At 48.8% G+C, this 17,999-nt stretch carries 16 protein-coding genes; 8 read left to right on the plus strand and 8 right to left on the minus strand.

Annotated elements, in window-relative coordinates:
- Positions 1 to 5: 5 nt before the first annotated feature.
- Genes IEX60_RS01025 through IEX60_RS01045 form a run of 5 tightly spaced genes read left to right on the plus strand, consistent with a single transcriptional unit; the run spans position 6 to position 4,252 of the window.
- A complete protein-coding gene (locus IEX60_RS01025; protein WP_188746505.1) occupies positions 6 to 800 on the plus strand; it encodes an HpcH/HpaI aldolase family protein in 795 nt (264 codons plus the stop codon).
- 10 nt (positions 801 to 810) lie between these two features.
- Positions 811 to 1,764 carry an aldo/keto reductase gene (locus IEX60_RS01030; RefSeq protein ID WP_229717344.1) on the plus strand — a complete coding sequence of 318 codons (954 nt, stop codon included), beginning with the start codon at positions 811 to 813 and terminating at the stop codon, positions 1,762 to 1,764.
- Positions 1,761 to 2,681, plus strand: a complete 921-nt coding sequence (locus IEX60_RS01035; RefSeq protein ID WP_188746508.1) for a Gfo/Idh/MocA family protein — start codon at positions 1,761 to 1,763, stop codon at positions 2,679 to 2,681. The genes IEX60_RS01030 and IEX60_RS01035 overlap by 4 nt, the downstream gene beginning before the upstream one ends.
- Positions 2,682 to 2,690: 9 nt before the next feature.
- Positions 2,691 to 3,467 carry an SDR family oxidoreductase gene (locus tag IEX60_RS01040; RefSeq protein WP_188746509.1) on the plus strand — a complete coding sequence of 259 codons (777 nt, stop codon included), beginning with the start codon at positions 2,691 to 2,693 and terminating at the stop codon, positions 3,465 to 3,467.
- Positions 3,468 to 3,478: 11 nt separating this feature from the next.
- Entirely contained in the window at positions 3,479 to 4,252 is a 774-nt protein-coding gene (locus IEX60_RS01045; protein WP_188746511.1) for a 3-hydroxybutyrate dehydrogenase, read from the plus strand.
- 27 nt (positions 4,253 to 4,279) lie between these two features.
- Here IEX60_RS01045 and IEX60_RS01050 read toward each other — a convergent pair whose 3' ends face one another.
- Positions 4,280 to 5,233: a polysaccharide deacetylase family protein gene (locus IEX60_RS01050; RefSeq protein WP_188746513.1), complete on the minus strand. Its 954-nt coding sequence runs from the start codon at positions 5,231 to 5,233 to the stop codon at positions 4,280 to 4,282.
- Between the two features lie 194 nt (positions 5,234 to 5,427).
- Here IEX60_RS01050 and IEX60_RS01055 point away from each other — a divergent pair, with 194 nt between their 5' ends.
- Positions 5,428 to 6,504: a dipeptidase gene (locus IEX60_RS01055; protein ID WP_188746515.1), complete on the plus strand. Its 1,077-nt coding sequence runs from the start codon at positions 5,428 to 5,430 to the stop codon at positions 6,502 to 6,504.
- A gap of 9 nt (positions 6,505 to 6,513) precedes the next feature.
- Here the strand turns inward: IEX60_RS01055 and IEX60_RS01060 are convergent, their stop codons facing one another.
- From IEX60_RS01060 to IEX60_RS01070, 3 genes are all read right to left on the minus strand, one after another.
- A complete protein-coding gene (locus tag IEX60_RS01060) occupies positions 6,514 to 7,389 on the minus strand; it encodes an AraC family transcriptional regulator (protein ID WP_188746517.1) in 876 nt (291 codons plus the stop codon).
- A 121-nt stretch (positions 7,390 to 7,510) separates the two neighbouring features.
- Positions 7,511 to 8,557, minus strand: coding sequence for an acyltransferase family protein (locus IEX60_RS01065; RefSeq protein WP_188746519.1), 1,047 nt, complete (start codon positions 8,555 to 8,557; stop codon positions 7,511 to 7,513).
- Positions 8,558 to 8,573: 16 nt separating this feature from the next.
- Entirely contained in the window at positions 8,574 to 9,134 is a 561-nt protein-coding gene (locus tag IEX60_RS01070) for an ankyrin repeat domain-containing protein (RefSeq protein WP_188746521.1), read from the minus strand.
- A gap of 207 nt (positions 9,135 to 9,341) precedes the next feature.
- Here IEX60_RS01070 and IEX60_RS01075 point away from each other — a divergent pair, with 207 nt between their 5' ends.
- Both IEX60_RS01075 and IEX60_RS01080 read left to right on the plus strand, forming a co-directional pair.
- On the plus strand, positions 9,342 to 11,408 hold the full coding sequence (locus IEX60_RS01075) for a helix-turn-helix domain-containing protein (RefSeq protein WP_188746523.1): 2,067 nt from the start codon (positions 9,342 to 9,344) through the stop codon (positions 11,406 to 11,408).
- A 26-nt stretch (positions 11,409 to 11,434) separates the two neighbouring features.
- Positions 11,435 to 12,406, plus strand: coding sequence for a Gfo/Idh/MocA family protein (locus IEX60_RS01080; RefSeq protein ID WP_188746524.1), 972 nt, complete (start codon positions 11,435 to 11,437; stop codon positions 12,404 to 12,406).
- On the opposite strand, the gene IEX60_RS01085 is transcribed toward IEX60_RS01080, so the two are convergent.
- The 4 genes from IEX60_RS01085 to IEX60_RS01100 form a co-directional block, all read right to left on the minus strand.
- Positions 12,378 to 13,547: a PepSY-associated TM helix domain-containing protein gene (locus tag IEX60_RS01085; RefSeq protein WP_188746526.1), complete on the minus strand. Its 1,170-nt coding sequence runs from the start codon at positions 13,545 to 13,547 to the stop codon at positions 12,378 to 12,380. The genes IEX60_RS01080 and IEX60_RS01085 overlap by 29 nt on opposite strands.
- A gap of 4 nt (positions 13,548 to 13,551) precedes the next feature.
- A complete protein-coding gene (locus IEX60_RS01090; RefSeq protein WP_229717345.1) occupies positions 13,552 to 16,161 on the minus strand; it encodes a TonB-dependent receptor domain-containing protein in 2,610 nt (869 codons plus the stop codon).
- 139 nt (positions 16,162 to 16,300) lie between these two features.
- Positions 16,301 to 17,269, minus strand: coding sequence for a FecR family protein (locus IEX60_RS01095; RefSeq protein ID WP_188746528.1), 969 nt, complete (start codon positions 17,267 to 17,269; stop codon positions 16,301 to 16,303).
- Positions 17,270 to 17,390: 121 nt separating this feature from the next.
- Positions 17,391 to 17,969 carry an RNA polymerase sigma-70 factor gene (locus IEX60_RS01100; protein ID WP_188746530.1) on the minus strand — a complete coding sequence of 193 codons (579 nt, stop codon included), beginning with the start codon at positions 17,967 to 17,969 and terminating at the stop codon, positions 17,391 to 17,393.
- Between the last annotated feature and the right edge of the window lie 30 nt (positions 17,970 to 17,999).

Genomic DNA, 17,999 nt, shown 5'->3' on the forward strand with positions numbered 1-17,999 from the left:
ATAAGATGAGAAAAAGCAGGGTATTAAATAAATTACGATCGGGGGGCATCGCCAGCTGTTTTAAAGTTAACCTGAAAGATGCTCAGGTTTCCGAGATCGCCGCGATTGCCGGTTTCGATTGTGTGTGGGTAGATTTAGAGCACATTGGTCAGGATTGGTCGGTCATCGCTTCCCATGTATGGGCAACCAAAGCACATAATGCCGATCTGATGGTGCGTGTGCCGCGTGGTTCGTACAGTGACTACGTCAAGCCATTGGAAATGGACGCAACAGGTATACTGGTGCCCCATATAATGGGCCTAGAAGATGCTAAAAAGGTGATACATATGACCCGTTTTCATCCCGTTGGTCGGCGGCCGATAGATGGAGGCAATGCGGATGGAGCGTATACCGCACTGGATTTCAACGATTATTTAGTGTCAGCCAATCGTGAGCGCTTCATTGTATTGCAGATTGAAGATCCTGAGCCGTTGGATGAATTGGAGGAAATTGCTCAATTAGATGGATTTGATATGTTGTTCTTCGGTCCCGGTGATTTCAGCCAAGGCATCGGCGCTCCGGGACAATGGGATCATCCGCTGCTATTGGAGACACGGAGGCGTGTGGCCGAAGTAGCCAATCGGTATGGGAAATATGCAGCTACCGTCGGTTCATCAGCAAACCTGCAGGATTTGACGGATATGGGCTATCATTTTGTGAGTGTGGGAGCCGATGTAGTCGGATTGAGGGATTACTGCCGAAATATCGTTGGGACGTTTGGCCAAAAAGGAACACAGGGCAAATCGTATTTGGAACAATAAATAAACGGAAATGAAGAAACGAGCGTTGGGAAATACCGGTATACAGATTTCCGAGATTGCATTTGGGGGAGTCGAAATCGGCATTCCCTATGGGATTGGCGTAAAAAGTGAGGCAGATATGCTGACCGAGGCGGACGCCATTAAACTGCTGCACAATGCGCTGGGCCACGGAATCAATTTTTTCGATACGGCGAGGCTCTATGGCGAAAGTGAGCGCATCATGGGGAACGCTTTTTTCGGTAGGCGGCAGGAAACGATTCTAGCAACCAAATGCCGGCATCTCAGAGATTCCGAAGGGAAAATCCCCCCGTATGCGGCGCTTAATGAGCTGGTACGTACGTCTCTGAAGGAGAGTTTACGGGCACTGCGCACGGACTACATCGATCTGTACATGGTTCATTATGCAGATATAGACTTGCTGGCCAATGAAGACGTTCTCAACCTATTCACGAAATTGCGAGAAGAGGGTACAGTGAGGGCCATCGGAGTATCCGTTTATAAAACCGAAGAAACGAGGCAGGCGATTCAAGCCCACGTGTGGAACGCCATCCAATTGCCCTTCAACCTAATGGATCAAAGCCAGGGGCAATACTTTAACGATGCTGCCCAAAACGGAATCGGTATCATCGTCCGGTCCGTGCTGATGCGGGGCATGCTGAGCGACCGGAGGGCCAAATTACATCCAGCTCTCAAAGACGTCGAAACACACCTTGCCAAATATCGAGAGTTGTTGCGTGCAGGGTTTACCGATTTGCCTCAGTTGGCAACAAAATTTGCATTGGCTCATCCGGAGGTATCTGCCGTGTTGGTAGGGATTGACAAACAGGCCTATCTCGAAGATGCGCTGAACGCTGTCAAAGGTGTATACATGGACGATGACTTGTTGAAGGAGGCTCAGGCGTTAGCCTATCCGGACCCAGCGTTTTTGAATTTAGCAGAATGGGATAAAAACGGATGGTTATGATTCGTATCGGTATAATCGGCATGAGCGAAGGGAATGCACATCCCTACTCTTGGTCTTCCATCATTAATGGACGCTTTGACGGGAACGAAATCAGTCGGTTGGGGTACCCGGCTGTAACCGCTTATTTGGAAGCTAACCGGGATACATTGGGTATTCCGGATGCAACCGTGACCCATGTGTGGTGCCAGGAACGTACCCTGGCGGAAAGCATTGCACATTCGTCGGGCATTGCGTCCGTAGTAGCGCAATTGGATGAGATGGTGGGCCAGGTAGATGCGGTGATTTTGGGACGGGATGATCCCGAAAATCATGTGGCAATGGCTAAGCCGTTTATTGAAGCAAAAATTCCTGTTTTTATTGATAAGCCCCTGGCTTATTCGCGCGAAGATCTGGAATGGTTTGCAGACCAGGTTCGGAATGGACGATTCATTATGTCGTGTTCTTCCATGCGCTATGCCAACGAATGCCGTGTTGCCAAACAGGAGTTGTCCAGCCTGGGAAGCATCGAATTAATTACGGCGGTGGGAAAAAAAGACTGGAAGAAATACGGTATTCATCTGCTGGAGGCCATATTTGCAGTGATGCAAGATTTGAAGCCGTTGAGTGTGCAGCATATCGGCGAATTAGATCGGGAAATTGTCCATGTGCAGACGGCTGATGGTCCGGATATCATGCTTCATCTGTTTAATTCCATTTCTGGTACCTTTCAAGTATCTTTTTTTGGAACCAACCATTGGAAGCTGGTTGATATCCGGAATTCCTATTCGATGTTCCGCGATAACATGATCGAATTTGTCCGATCCGTACAGGAAGGAAAACCGCGTTTGCGTTTCGAAGATACCTATCAGCTCATCAACGTGATCCTAGCGGCGAATGAAAGTCGTTTGGAAAACGGAAAACGTATTTTACTATCCTAAGAAATTGCCATGAATGTAAAGGAACTATTGAGTTTAAAAAATAAAGTGATTGTGGTTACCGGAGGCTCGGGTAAATACGGCAAGTGCATTGTAGAAGGGCTCGCTGAAGCCGATGCTACCGTGATCACCACCTCCCGTGATCCAAAGAGTGCGGAGGGTACAGCGGAATCCTTCCGTCAGGTTGGCTATGACGTGCACGCTTTGGTGGTGGATCAGGCAATTCCCGATTCTGTAAATACATTAAAGCAGCAGATTACGGAAAGGTTTGGTAGGCTGGATGGTTTTGTGAACAATGCCGTATCACGCCCGATGAAAGGGTATGGCGCGCCTTTGGAACAATTTGAGTTATCCATGCGGGACAACGCTACGGGGATGTTTCACCTGCTCAGGGAAATGACGGATTTAATTGTTCGCTCGGGCGGAGGCAGCGTGATTAACATCGCCTCCATGATGGGGATGAAGGGACCCGATTTGTCCAATTATGAGGGTACCGACATGGGTGACCTACCTCCGGATTATTTCTTCCATAATGCGGGTTTGATTAACCTGACCCGGTACATGGCCAAAATGCATGCAGGCAAAAATGTACGTTTCAATTGCATCAGCCCCGGAGGATTGTTTAATGACCAGCCGGAGCAGTTTCTGAAAAACTATTGCAAAAAGGTTCCCTTGGGCCGGATGGCAAACCGGGATGATATCAAAGGACTGGTTGTTTTGTTAGCATCTGATGCGGGGGCGTATATAAACGGAGAGAATATCCTAATGGATGGCGGATTGAATGCCTAATTGTGAAGGATATGAATAACAGGGTAGTACTCATTACAGGAAGCGCAGGAGGCATCGGCCTTGAAATTGCAAAAGCAATGGCTGAGAATGGCTATACGGTATGTCTTACGGACTTGAATGGGGCTGCTGTGACATTGCAGGCAAATCTGCTAGTCGAGCAGGGTCATCTGGCCATAGGAATCGGTTGCGATGTGACGGACGAAAACCAATTGAAGTCAGCTATTCAGCACGTTGTTGCTGCATATGGTCGATTGGATGTGCTCATCAATAATGCTGGGGTGCAATATGTTTCAATGATCGAGGATTTTCCTTCCGAACGGTTTGAGCAGTTAGTAAAAATCATGCTTACCGCACCATTTTATTCCATAAAACATGCTTTTCCGATTATGAAAGCACAGCGATTTGGCCGGATTATCAACATGGCTTCCATTAATGGCTTGGTGGGATTTGTAGGCAAAGCGGCTTATAACAGTGCCAAACATGGTGTCATAGGGTTGACAAAAGTTGCCGCGTTGGAAGGGGCATTACACGGAATCACGGTAATTGCCCTTTGTCCAGGTTATGTGGATACTGACCTGGTCAGGAATCAATTGGGAGATATAGCCAAGCAACGTAATATTGAGGTTGAACATGTTTTAGAAGAAGTGATTTATCCGTTGGTACCGCAAAGGCGATTGCTTGACGTTTGTGAAATTGCGGATTATGTTATCTTTTTAGCCAGTGATCGGGCCAAAGGAATCACAGGACAAGCTGTAGTGATTGATGGGGGATATACTGCACAGTGATGGATATAGGGGGGATGGATTAAATGTTCAGGGGTTTGACGCCCGTTGTAATTCCAGCAATGGCCGGTAACTGATGAGCTGTACATTTTTTCTAGCTAAGGCTTCTCTGATCTTGCTGCTCTCGGTAAAAGCTTTTAATTCATCGGCACGTTTACGGGCCGTTCCGGTAATGGCTTCCAGCTCCGGGGTCAGCTCGGAAGCATGCAGATACAATTCAGTCACACCCGGTTTCAGGTTATCGATGATGTTTACCCAAAAATCTTCGACTTCTCCATAGTTCTGCAGCTCTTCGTAGATCAGATAATCGGGAAACACCAATCCCAGTTGGATGCATTTTTCGCGCATGCCACCCTGGCCATATTTTTCCAACGTAGATTGGGAGGCCATGCGTAGGGGAAGATTGAATGTTTTGGCTAAACGCGCATATTGTTCAAAATAGGCGGGATCCAATTGAAAAGTTCCCATATGCGAATCAATATGTGTGATGGGCAATCCATACGACAATGCTTTTTCAATCTGTGCTTTACCCTCTTCATACGCTTGTTCGGCATTGCCATGTTGGTAAACTTCTTGCACTCCTTTCCAGAAATACCCATTGCTATCAACCAGTGAGCGGACACGGTCGATCGGCGCAACCGGCCCCCATTTGTAGTGCTTCCATTCCGATGTTAGGGTAAGGTGCACTCCGAAATCCTTATCCGGATGGGTTTTCGCGAAATCCACAATTTCCGTTGCCCAAGGGCAGGTAAACATGATGGTGGAAGAAGAAATCAGCCCTTCCTGGAGGCCTTTGATGGTTCCTGTATTGGCTGCATGGCACATCCCCGCATCATCGTTATTGACGATGAGGAGTATGGCGTTTTTGGGATAGCCCAATCGTTCTACCAATGTTTGACTTGTTACGGTGGCCGCGTATCCGAGTAATAGGGAGAGTGTTAACGTCAGACGCGACCTGTTGTGGAGTGACCATTTTTTCATCATTCCCAAAGATATGGATTATGTTTAATGAATTTTATGGATGGTTTAGAAGAAAACAGTCGTATTGTATTAGCATCGAATGCCGATAGGCGTTAATTTTGTTTAAGGAAGCCCGGATGTGGGAAGAGACATTTGCTACTGAAGTATCCGGTTGACATTGTAAAAGAGAAACTGGAATCAGAAAAAAATAATCCATCATGTTACTGATCGACGCCCATTTGGATTTGGCAATGAATGCCCTGGAGTGGAACAGGGATTTGAAAAAGCCTGTACAAGCGATCCGCCAACGCGAAGCGGGGCTGAATGACAAGCCTGACCGTGGTAAAGGGACCGTGTCATTGCCAGACCTGAGAAGAGGGGAAATCGGGCTGGTGGTCGCCACGCAGATTGCACGGTATGTAGCACCCGGGAGTCCACTGAGTGGTTGGAATTCGCCCGAGCAAGCCTGGGCTCAAACACAGGGCCAACTGGCCTGGTACCGGGCAATGGAAGAAGCGGGCGAGATGGTACAAATTGCCGATTGTGTTGCGCTTGAGGAGCATATCGCACGATGGAACGATAAGTCGGTACCTAACGAGCATAAACCCATCGGATACATACTGAGTCTGGAAGGAGCTGATTCGCTGGTCGACCTCTCCTATTTGGAAAAAGCCTATGCCTATGGTCTACGAGCGATTGGGCCGGCGCACTACGGTGATGGACGATATGCACCCGGAACGGGTAGTTCCGGACCGCTTAAAGCTGCCGGAAGGGAATTGCTTCGCGAAATGGATCGGTTGAATATGGTGCTGGATGTGACGCATCTTACCGACGAGGGATTTAAGCAGGCACTCGATATTTTTCAAGGGCCAGTTTGGGCAAGTCATCACAATTGCCGGGCGCTCGTAAACCACCAACGACAGCTTACCGACGAGCAGATCCGTGAGCTCATTCGCCGGGATGCAGTGATTGGGGGTGTTTTTGATGCGTGGATGCTTCACAATCGTTGGGAAAGAGGGGTTTCAGATCCGGAAACAGCAGGCGTCTGTTTGGAGCGTATCGTCGATCATTTTGATCACATCTGTGAATTGGCGGGAAATACCCATCACATCGCAATCGGGAGTGATCTGGACGGTGGTTACGGAAAGGAGCAATCTCCATATGACCTTGATCGCATCAGTGATCTGCAACGGTTGGTGGAAATATTAGTGGCTCGCGGTTACTCCGAGGCGGATATTCAGCGGATTTTTCACGGTAATTGGCTACGATTCTTGCGCAAGAATTTGAAAGGATAGCACCAAGGTCTAAGCGGACTTCAACTCCAGCATGCGTCTGTATTCACTCGGCGACATCCCTTTCAGCCGCTTAAACTGCCGGTTAAAATTGGCTAAATTGTTGAATCCACACTCATACGCAATGTTTACCACGTTTTCATCGCTGTCTGCCAGCAATTTGCATACATGGCCGATGCGGATGGTGTTCAGGTATTCCACAAACGTCATCCGGTAGTGTTCTTTGAAGAAATTGCAGAAAGTGGTGGTGGCCATACTGGCTTCGGATGCTACCTCGTTCAACGTGATTTCGCGGTGGAAATTGCGCAGGATATAATCTGTGATTTTGCTGTACCGATCTGAATAATATCCCTGGGTATGCTGCATGTAATTGGGGCTGGCCAATGGTTCGTAATCGGTGCTGTGGGCAAGAATGTCAAATATAGCAAAAAGCGAGGATAGGCGCTTTAGTCCGCTTTCGCCGATCATCGCATTCATCAAGCAATTGATTTGCAACCGTGTCCTGCCATTGATGACTAAGCCACGTTTTGATAAATCAAGCACTTTTTTGAGCGGTTCCATTTCAGGTAGGCAGAGGAAATTTTCACCCAGGAAATCTTCCACGAAATGCACGACTACCGCACTGGCTTCCTGCTTGGCCTGACCCTGTACGTAGGCGGCATCATTCACCCATACATGGGGGAGTGCAGGGCCCATAAAGACCAGATCGCCCTCATCAAAATGCCCGATGTGATCACCTACCATTCGTCTGCCCGTGCTTCTATTCACCAAGACAAACTCATATTCGGGATGATAGTGCCAGGGACAGGGAAAATAAGTGCCCTGTTCGGTAAATACGATAAAGGATTTGTCAAACTCCTTGGGCAAACGGTATTCTACAGCTTTCATAGCCTGGTCAGTAAGTTAGTGATGCTAATTTACTGATTTCGGATATGGAATCCAATGGGTTGGCGTGATAATGGTAAAATAGTATTAGAATTGAGAAATAATATAGAAATGGAGCTGCCGGTCAATTCAACCCAAACAAAGGCCTTAGGAATCTTAATCGCCGGATAATCAGCTCGTACGATAAAAAGCATCCTGCTGTGGTAAACAACAAAACCAAGAGGAACTGGATCGGCACGGGGATGGGAAGTGGAAAGATAAGCAGCGACCCCAAGTAGAGGAAGATCATGTGTACGATATAGATCGGATACGCAGCTTTACTTAGGTAACTTAACACCTTGCTGGGGTGATTGAGGTACCGATAGCCCAATGCAAAGACAGTGAGGATCCAACAGTTGGACTCTATGGATAGCAAATAGAGGGGAGCCATCGGTTGAAAAAAGATCAGTCGCAAAACGAAGAGACCAACAGCAGCTGTAAAAAATAGCCACCACCAGCGGAGTAGCATATTCCAAAATGGGCTGCCGCACCACACGAAAAAGAAACCGAAGAAAAAAGCCAGCAATCCCAGGAAAAATCCGTGCCAGGTCATTGCATACAGTTCGAATGGTATCGGATGAAGGATCAATGCCTCCGCGATAAATAGGGCAAACACGGGGAGCAACCCCAATGGCGTACGCAATACATTTGCTGCCCAACGGGCAAACCGTTGACCTTCCTGCCGTTTTAGATAGAGAAAGGCCGGGGATAAGAGGACGACATAGCTAAACAGGTTGCCCAAAAACCAGAGGTGACCCGGGCCGGGAGTATAACCTGGGTCAAAATGGTAGTAACGTTGCCAAAGGTATATATGAACCGGCACGATCGCCACCATGCCAAATAGGAATGGTAGCAGGATCCGTCTGGCGCGTTCCCGTACAAGCTGACTCCAGGTGCGGTTGCGCAGGGCAAAATAAACTCCCATGCCGGATACGAAGAATAACAACGGAATCCGCCATACATTCAGCAGGGTCATGGGGATCCAAAGGGATAACCAGGGTTGGTCATTACCGATGAACCCAATCGCAATACCCCAGGGCTGGAAACCGATGGCTACATGGTATATTAACAGCAGACCGATGGCTATAACCCGGATCCAATCGATGTCATACCTTCTTTCTAATGTACGCATGGGAAGGATTGTTTGGTTACTTTAACAGATTTGCGATTTCCGGCCTGACTTTTTCGAGGTGGGGATAGTCAAGTTTCAATCCCATTGGTGCCAACACCTTACCCACCATATCGTACGTACTTTTTACTTCCTTAAAAGGCGCAGCGACAGATTCGTATGCGGTTGCACCGTATTTATTCTTAATGGTTTTATCTGCCCCGGCATTTAACAGCAGTTGGACAATTTCACGCCGACCAAAGAAAGCGGCACTGATGAGGGCGGTAGAACCTTCGCTATTCCGGAAATTGAGGTCGGCACCTGCATCAATAAGAAGCTTAGCCATCTCAGGTTGCCCGAACACTGCTGCGGTGATGAGCGGACTTGATCCGCCGAAAGGATCCTTAACGTTGATATCCTTGCCCGCGGCGAGGTATTGCCGAAGTGCTGCTTCATCGCCGGTGGCTACGGCCGTATGAATGTCGTTTGCGGATGCGTTTTGTTGTGTGGAACGATTGTCGCCTGTGCAGGCCGCTATAAAGGCGACACAAAGGAACAGGATCCAGTTGGCAGTTTGGTGAAATGTGTGTGGAATGTGCATGATCGTGTGAATTTAACAGATACAATTACGGATTGATTTGTGAACGAAACAAAGGTCTGCTACCTCACGGTTTTGGAACAGCAGCTATGCGGAAAAATGTGTCAAGTTTGATAACGTGGATGAAAATTATGGCGCATTCCTATAAATTATGGCGCAAGTACTCCCGCAACTGTTATCTTTGTTTGTTGATGCAATGCGCAGTGAACCATGTCTGATTCTTCTCCCATTGATAACCAATTCATTGCCCAGGTAGCCGCTACGGTTATGGAAAACCTGTCAGACGAGCACTTCGGCGTGTCTGAATTGGCGGCTAAGATGCATATGAGTCGGTCCAATCTGCTTCGGCGGATTAAGCATGCTACCCATCAATCTGCGAGTCAACTGATCCGGGAAATCCGGTTGAAGCGTAGCATGGAGTTACTGGGTAGCGGCGATTTCACCGTTTCGGAGGTAGCCCACCGGGTGGGATTCAGCGGAACCTCTTATTTCATCAAATGTTTCCGTGAGTATTACGGTTATCCACCGGGAGAGGCAGGGAAGCGGCGGGGAGCCGGACAGCCTGTTGCAGATAACGGAACACCGGGACAAAGGCGCTTCGGATCCCGGCTCTTACTTGCAGGCGCTTTGATCGCGGTGGTTGCGGTCGGCATCGGTATCTACCTCGCGACCCGTCCGGCATCCCAAGAGCCGCTCGAAAAATCCCTCGTCGTTTTGCCTTTCAAAAATGACAGCAGTGACTCAACCAATCGGTATCTGATCAATGGATTGATGGAAGCCACATTAAACCACCTGCAGCAGATAAAAGATTTGCGGGTGGTCAGCCGGACTTCGGCCGAGAAGTACCGGCATACTGCCAAGTCTATTCCCGAATTGGCCGACGAGCTGCACGTCAGCTATGTAGTGGAGGGGAGCGGACAGAAAATCGGCAACCGCATCGTGCTCAACATCCAGTTGATAGACGCGCAGAAAGACAACCACCTATGGGCAAGGCAATATGAACGGGAGGTGACCGATATCTTCCGGCTCCAGCAAGAAATTGCCAAAGATATCGCCGGCGAGGTTCGCGCGATTGTAACGTGGGAAGAACAGAAACGGATTGAGCGGATACCGACCACGGATCTGGTGGCCTACGACCTGTTTTTGAAGGCAACGGAACGGACGCGTCAGGGAGGGCGGGAGAATCTGCAAACCGCTGTTTCACTGCTCGACAAGGCGATTGAACGTGACCCTGAATTTGCACTCGCCTATGCCGTGAAGGCAATTGCGTACTACTACCTGGATGTATTTCAGGTGCAACGGCAGTATGGCGAGGTAATCGGCATAAACGCAGACAAGGCATTGTTATACGATCCATCTTCGGCTGAATGTTTGTTTGCCAAGGGATTATATTACGTCAACCAGAAGGCGTATGAGTCAGCGATTCCCTACCTGGAAAAAGCACTGGAGTACAAACCCAATTCGGCGTTGGTCATCCATTTCCTCTCCGATTTCTACAATAGCTATGTGCCCAATACCGCCAAATACCTGGAATACGCCCTTCAGGGAATCCGGTTGGATCCGGCTGCGAATGACAGTGCCACCACGAGTTTTAACTACCTGCACCTGAGTAACGCGTTAGCCCAGACGGGCTTTATCGACGAGTCACTGCGGTATATCGAGCAATCGTTAGCCTACAATCCGGACAATTCTTTTGCGCAATGGGTCCGGGCAGTGGTCGTATATGCAAAATACCGGGATCCTGCCCGGACAGAAAAGCTGTTGCAGACCCAATTGGCGAAAGATTCGAATCAGATGCACATCCTGCAGGAGCTGGGCAAGTTGTATTTTCATACCGGAAAGGATAAGGCTGCGTTTCGCTATTACCAGCGTTTTTTGCAATTGCGCGAAGCACAGCAGCTGGATTTTTTCCCGACGGTCGATTTAGACATGGCCATCCTTTGGTCCAGACGGGGCGACCGGGAGAAATCCGAACGTTGTTTTGCCCGCTTCAAAGCTTTTGCCGATGCCGATCAATCGATTTATAAACACATGAACCTAGCGATGTACGCCGCATACCGGGGCAATGTTCCCGATGTGATCAATCACCTTCGTTTATTTTCAAAGGAAGACAATTACCAATATTGGGTCCTCTTATTTAAGGACGATATCATGGTTGCACGTTTTAAGGATGAGCCGGCTTTTAAGGCAGCGTTTGGCGAGATCGAAACGAAATTCTGGAATAAAAACACCGAAATCAGGGAGACATTGGAAGAGAAGGGATTGTTGCACGATTAAATGTTGTACGATTAAATTTAGAACATATGGAAATAAACTGGGGAATTATCGGCGTAGGAGATGTAACGGAAGTGAAGAGCGGCCCTGCATTCCAAAAAATCGAACACTCCGATTTGGTGGCTGTTATGCGCCGGGATGCCGCCAAAGCAAAGGACTATGCGGAAAGACATGGGGTGCCCAGGTGGTATTCTGATGCACAACAGCTTATTGACGACCCGGAAGTGAATGCAATTTACATTGCAACGCCACCGGATTCACATGTGTTTTATGCGTCGGCGGCTCTTCGGGCCGGAAAGCCGGTATACCTCGAAAAGCCGATGACGTTGAACGCAACCGAAGCAGACGAACTGTTGCGGTTGCAGCAAACCCATCGGGGCAAACTGACGGTTGCCCATTACCGGCGGGAACAGCTCTATTTCAAAAAGGTAAAAGAACTTATTGATTCGCATATCGGTGTACCGAGGATCGCCAGCCTACGCTACCATCAGCAGCCGCTTTCTGCAGAAACCATGCAATCTCCCCGTATGCAATGGCGATTGAATCCAACGCAATCGGGCGGGGGGCTGTTTCACGATCTGGCCCCGCACCAGATCGACCTGATGTATTATTTTTTTGGAAACATTGCGTTCAGCAAGGGTATTGCACATAATCAAGCGGGGCTATACCGTGCTGCCGATGTCGTATCCGGACAGATTTTATTTGAAAATAACGTGCTTTTCAATGGGCAATGGGCATTTAACGTAGCCGAAGATTCGGATGTCTGTGAAGTGATCGGTTCGGAAGGACGGATATCGTTCTCCGTATTCAACTATCAGCCGATCGAACTGGTCAACGAACAGGGAGTCCGGCGTTTTGCATTTGAACCGCCTGCCCACGTACAGCAGCCGATGATTGCTGCCGTTGTTGCCTATTTCCGGGAAGAAGGTCCCAACCCCTGCAGTGCACAAGAGGGTCGCGAAGTGATGCGTGTCATGGACAGTTTTGCCGGCGGATTTTAGTGGTTTGGCTCTTTTTACCCCATTTTTGGTTATACCAGATGAGAAAACCGGTGATGGGTAGCGACGCGCAAACAAGCGAGGCGAGGAAGGCGAGTATCTTACCGGGTAATCCGAGGAATGATCCCACGTGGAGGTCGAAGTTCATGGCCCGTATTCTTTCAGCCCCGTTGAGACCGTCTGTTCCGTAACTGCTTAACAATTTACCCGTATGCCGATCGTAATAAGACCATTCAAAATAATAAGTACGGCTTTTTAGTTGTCGGATCTGAAAATCATAGGGTGCAGTGGGCTTATCCCGGACGCGCATGGACACCATATCGGCTTTGGGGTATTTTTGCAATACATCGTTCAATGCCCGATCCAGTGATGAGGTTGAGGTAGTGGACGGAGGCATAGTCACCGGAACTACCCGCTCTACTTTTCGCTGCCCTCCGCTGAACAGGAAGTATAGCGATTGATCAACCCAGGTGAAGGAAAAAACCAATCCCGTTCCGGCCAATACCAGAGCGGGAATGAGGGTATAAAATCCCAGGACATTGTGCAGGTCGTAATTGACCCGTTTGAATTTAGCGCGCCATTTGATTTGAAAACTTTGTTTGAGCGCCTTTCGCGTCCATTTTTTTGGCCACCAGAGGATGAGTCCGCTGAGGAGTAAAAAAACAAAAATCAACACGGAATACGCGACGATAGGTTGACCGATTTTATGCCCAAGCAATAAGTGGGTGTGCACGGCAAGTACAAGCTGGAAAAATTCGTTGTTGGTATTTTCCACATGGATGACTTCAGCCGTATAGGGATTCACGTATACACGGAAATTATAGCGGAAATAACCCCAATGGCCGAAGCCATCAGGGTTGATATCCAGCGCCCGGAAGGTCCAGCTGCGATTGGGCGCGGGATGGATATCGCATCGGCTGATTTCATATTCGTTGCCAAGGGCTTCTTGGACGTTTGCCAGCATAACGGACAGCGGCTGCACCGTATGGTTCGTCGGCGTTACGAATAGGCGATCGGGGTAACATATTGCCTTAAGTTCATCGGTAAATACGTAGATACATCCCGTGATGCTCACGATAAAGACCACCAGGCCCGTAACGATACCCAGCCACAGGTGCAACCATCCATTTAACCGGCTAAGCATGGTGTTAAAAAGAATAGCTAATACTTAGATTAGCCTTCGCACCGTTGCCCATGTAGTACTGTTCGTTCCGTGCATTATATTGGCTGTAAAAGGGAAAATATGCATTGTTGAACAGGTTTTCCACACCGAGGCTTGCACGCAAGGCCCGGTTAAACTGATAGGAAGCATTCAGGTTAACCAGGTTGACCGCCTTGGTAGGCCCCTCTGCATTCCGGTATTTACCGTTGTCTTGGGGAGCAAAGCGGTCGCGGTTGCCTGTGTGTGCCCAAAAGAGTTGTAGTTCAAGCTTTTCAGCCGGAGCATAGTACACATAGGCCGTCGCTTTGGGAGGTGCTATGCGTGCGCCGGTAAGGTATTGCTTGGTACCATTCTCCAATTCGGCTTTACCTTCTACATAAGCATAGGTTGCTCCTATTGATAGGTTCGGTAGCAGATAGGCGTCTGCAGTCAATTCATACCCGTAGACACGTTCCGGAGCCCGTTGTGGAATCATGTGGCCATCGCCGCGATCCACCAAATTGGCTCCCAATTCAGACGTGCTGATATAATAAGCAGCGGTGAGATGGAATTTGCCGAATCGGCTGCTAACACCCGCTTCGTAATTGTTGGTAATGATCGGGTCAGTCTGTACCTGTGAGAGCGTACTTTCTTCGGCACTTCGTACAATACGTCCCAGTTCGTTAAGTCCAAACCCCTGTGAAAAACTCACAAACGGATTGAGTGCATCGAACTTGGTGTAGCGGAACCCCGCATTGAACATGGTAGCGCGGTAAGAAATGGTCCCTCCGGTCACGGCAATAACCCCTTCTCCATTCGGCCCCTTGGCCAAGGTATTGAAGTCGGCTATCTTCACTTGGGCGTTTTCGTATCGGATACCTCCCTTGAAGATCAGGTACTGGGCAATATCTGCCTTCAGCTGCGCATAGGGTGCAAAGTTTGTCATGTTCATATCAGGTACATAAATCCGGCCATCGAGCAGGGGTTGGCTGGTTACATCGCCAAGCAGATCCAGTCCGTAGACCACATTTCCCTTCAACACGTTCCCGCCCCATGGGGTGCTCAGGTTTAAACGTACTCCCCGCTTTTTGGAGCTGATCTGGGTCTGTCCGGGGCCGTACCAGCCTGACGAACTCGCTACGTATCGATTGGTTGAAAGAAACCGGTGGTAGTAGCCCGTCAGTTCCAGCGACGTATGCAGGGGAAGTGCTTCGTGGCGATAGGTGAGGTACGCATTGTGGTTCTGCGGAGTACCTGCCGGTGCACCGGGGTACTCGCCTTTGACGCCGATCGCGGGTCGTTCACCGTACACACCATCCTGGTTGATGTAGTCGGTTTCCTGCAGGCTTTTGAATGTGTTGTAAGAAAGCGTCAGATTGCTCACCTCGTTGAGTTGGTAAGCAGCTTTTGCAAAGATGTTGTAAGAATAAGTCTGACTCAGTCCGTCGTCTTGTGCAAGTACATTGCCGTCGGCATCCTTGAATACACCGTTGTAGTTATAGGTACCGCCCACTACGTACGAAAATTTATTAAGTGTGCCGTGGAGCGTTTGCGATAGCCGGTAACCAACCGTATTGGCTAAATACGCCGGATGGCCATTGGTACCCACGGTGGTTTGTCCGGCAATTTTCTTGTTCCCATCGGGTTTTTTGGTAATGTAGTTGATGATACCGCCTCCCGATCCGTTACCGTAAATGGAGGTAGCTCCCTTGATTACTTCCACACGCTCGATGACCGCAGGGTCGATGGAGCGGATATCGCGGTTGCCATTCATCAGTGGCGTAGACTGGGGAATACCGTCAATGAGCACCAACACGCTGCGCCCACGGAGTGTCTGGCCGGAGTTGGTCGCCTTATTGGTTGACGGGCCGAGGCCCGGGACAGTAAAACCGAGTATTTCGCTGATCGAGTTGTTGATGGTCGCCTGCTTTTCGATCTGCGCGGTGTTGAGTATCGTCACGGAGGAAGGCACTTCGTCGATGCTTTCCTGCACGCGGCTAGCGGTTACCACCACTTCAGATAGCTGCCCCATCTGCTGAAGGGTGAAGCCTACTTCCTGGGTTTGGTTGGCCGCCACTTCGATCGCATGCAGTTCGTTGCCGTATCCAACCGAAGTTGCTTTTAATTGATAGGATCCGGGTTCCACATTTTCGAGCCTGAAATGGCCCCGTTCATCGGTACGTGTGCTGCGGTACCCCTGGATACCCACGGTTACGTAAGGCGCGGGTTTGCCGTCGGAGGTCTGCACGGTTCCGACGATGGTGCTTTTGCCTTGTGACGCCTGAATAAGAATTTGATTGCCCTTGGTACGGGCAGCTTTGATACCATCGCCCAGGAGCTGCACGAGTATGTCAGAGACCGTTGCATTCGTAAACTGCAGATTTACTCGCCGGTCTAAATCCAACAATGTGTTGCTGTAAGAAAAGGTACAATGGGCAACTTCCCCAATGCGTTCAAATGCTTCCGTCAACGTAATTCCCGTAGCCTGGACAGAAATACGCCGTTGCAGGGGATCATTTTGTGCATGGGAAAGCAGGGGGGCGAATACCATGCAAAAGAAGGTGAATAAAAAGGGAAGCAGGTATCGAAGGCCCGCTGGACTTAGGTCAAATTTCATACTTTTGTACATATGCTGATTGAGTTAAACAATTAGTGTATTTCAAATTTGGCCGGGTATTGGTTTGCGAGACGGATGCCCGGCCTTTATTTTCGGAATGTGTTTTTATCGTATTCTTAGGAAGGATCTTTCATGTTACTTAGTATATCGTGATGTGTTGATTAATTATCTGATAACGGAATTGCATGACAAATGAGAGGTCATCCATAAGTTCCTTTAAAGCGGCATTGTCAAAAGAGCCTGTGAACGTCATGGTGTTAAGTTCTTCACGTTTAATCTCGACGGTTACACCGTACCATCGCTGGATACGCTTGGCAATATCAGCGAGGCGATGGTTGTTGAATACCAAGTTATTGGTTTTCCAAGCCAGCCTATCTGTGGGTATGTTGTCAATGGAGGTGAGGGAACCCCCGGTTTGGTACCTGGCACCCTCGCCTGCATGAACAACGAGCTCTTTGGATGCATGCAGTGACGCAAAGCGGACCGAACCCTGTTCGACAAGCACAGTTTGTTGTTCGTCGGGATAAGCGGTGAGATTGAATGCCGTTCCCAGCACCTCGGTGACGGTTTGATCCGTTGTAATGCGAAAAGGTCGTTTGCTATCAGCAGTTACATCAAAATAGGCTTCTCCCACGAGATATACCTCGCGGCTGTCGGCCGGGAAGCGGTCCGGATAACGTAACGTACTGCCTGCATTGAGGTATACCACCGTTCCGTCCGGCAAGGTAAGCTGCCCCTTTTTTCCATTGGGGATTTCCACTGTCCGGGTGATTTGTGCGGCGGGTGCATCCACCGGATTTTTATTCTTTTTCAAGAATAGCAGCAGCGTTCCCACACTCAGTACCGCGAGGAAGATCGCTGCGACGCGGATGATTGGTTTAAATTTTATGCTGCGAGGCCCGGTGGTAACACTTTCTTTTGGTGATTGATGTTGTTGCAATCCCTGATTGTCCTGTATGCGTTGCCATATTCGGTCTCCGATGTCTGGGTCATCGTCTTCAGCAGGAGACGGATGAGACGTTGCCGATGGAGTCGTTTCATTAAGCCAGGCGATTACGGCGTCCCGTTCCTCCGGGCTACACAACCCTTCGTGATATCTCTGAAGCATTTCAGGCGTAACCTCCATATATTTCCTGCCATTTGTTATTGGTTATTCGGATGACAGGAAGAAACGGAGGGATTCGCTGGATAGGTTTTTTATAAATTACTGACTCAGTGATTGTTAATTTCTATCTATTTTGGAGGTAGAACGTTTCGCCATATTGTTTTCTCAGTTTTCTTGAGAGAAAATGACGTGCCCGTATCAGGTGTTCCTTTACGGTGTGTACGGATATATCCATCGTGTTGGCTACTTCGCGGTAGCTGTAGCCTTCTTCAATATTGAGTTTGTAGACTTGCTGACATCGATCGGGTAGTTGATCTACCAATGCTTCAACATGAGCAGATAGTTCACGGAAATAGCAGTGCTCTTCTGTGTCGTTGCGGTCGTTACTGGGAGTCGCTGTAAGGCTATCTTCGTGTTTCTTACGGGAAGCAAGCTGCCGGTGGTAATCGAATATTTTTAATTTCACAGCCCGGAACAGATAGCCTTCAACAGTTGCGGTGTCGATGGCCATTTTATCTTTTCTTTGCCAAAGGCTCTCAAACACACTTTGGATGATTTCTTCGGCAACGGCTTGATTACGCACGTACGATAGGCAGTAGCGGTATAACTTGCTCCAATGTGCCCGATAAAGCGATTCAAAATAGGCTGCGTCCAATTCCTTGGAAGGTTGTTGAGCGGTTATGGTATTGCCTGATGTTGCCACAGTTGGTGCAAAATTAATCTTATTCAGAAT

It is taken from the genome of Parapedobacter defluvii, assembly GCF_014642075.1.
GTDB classification, from domain to species: Bacteria; Bacteroidota; Bacteroidia; order Sphingobacteriales; family Sphingobacteriaceae; genus Parapedobacter; species Parapedobacter defluvii.

Excerpts from the sequence above, each read along its gene's own strand:
- IEX60_RS01025 (WP_188746505.1), top strand. The coding sequence starts at position 6 with ATGAGAAAAAGCAGGGTATTAAATAAATTACGATCGGGGGGCATCGCC.
- IEX60_RS01030 (WP_229717344.1), top strand. The coding sequence starts at position 811 with ATGAAGAAACGAGCGTTGGGAAATACCGGTATACAGATTTCCGAGATT.
- IEX60_RS01035 (WP_188746508.1), top strand. The coding sequence starts at position 1,761 with ATGATTCGTATCGGTATAATCGGCATGAGCGAAGGGAATGCACATCCC.
- IEX60_RS01040 (WP_188746509.1), top strand. The coding sequence starts at position 2,691 with ATGAATGTAAAGGAACTATTGAGTTTAAAAAATAAAGTGATTGTGGTT.
- IEX60_RS01045 (WP_188746511.1), top strand. The coding sequence starts at position 3,479 with ATGAATAACAGGGTAGTACTCATTACAGGAAGCGCAGGAGGCATCGGC.
- IEX60_RS01050 (WP_188746513.1), bottom strand. The coding sequence starts at position 5,233 with ATGATGAAAAAATGGTCACTCCACAACAGGTCGCGTCTGACGTTAACA.
- IEX60_RS01055 (WP_188746515.1), top strand. The coding sequence starts at position 5,428 with ATGTTACTGATCGACGCCCATTTGGATTTGGCAATGAATGCCCTGGAG.
- IEX60_RS01060 (WP_188746517.1), bottom strand. The coding sequence starts at position 7,389 with ATGAAAGCTGTAGAATACCGTTTGCCCAAGGAGTTTGACAAATCCTTT.
- IEX60_RS01065 (WP_188746519.1), bottom strand. The coding sequence starts at position 8,557 with ATGCGTACATTAGAAAGAAGGTATGACATCGATTGGATCCGGGTTATA.
- IEX60_RS01070 (WP_188746521.1), bottom strand. The coding sequence starts at position 9,134 with ATGCACATTCCACACACATTTCACCAAACTGCCAACTGGATCCTGTTC.
- IEX60_RS01075 (WP_188746523.1), top strand. The coding sequence starts at position 9,342 with ATGTCTGATTCTTCTCCCATTGATAACCAATTCATTGCCCAGGTAGCC.
- IEX60_RS01080 (WP_188746524.1), top strand. The coding sequence starts at position 11,435 with ATGGAAATAAACTGGGGAATTATCGGCGTAGGAGATGTAACGGAAGTG.
- IEX60_RS01085 (WP_188746526.1), bottom strand. The coding sequence starts at position 13,547 with ATGCTTAGCCGGTTAAATGGATGGTTGCACCTGTGGCTGGGTATCGTT.
- IEX60_RS01090 (WP_229717345.1), bottom strand. The coding sequence starts at position 16,161 with ATGAAATTTGACCTAAGTCCAGCGGGCCTTCGATACCTGCTTCCCTTT.
- IEX60_RS01095 (WP_188746528.1), bottom strand. The coding sequence starts at position 17,269 with ATGCTTCAGAGATATCACGAAGGGTTGTGTAGCCCGGAGGAACGGGAC.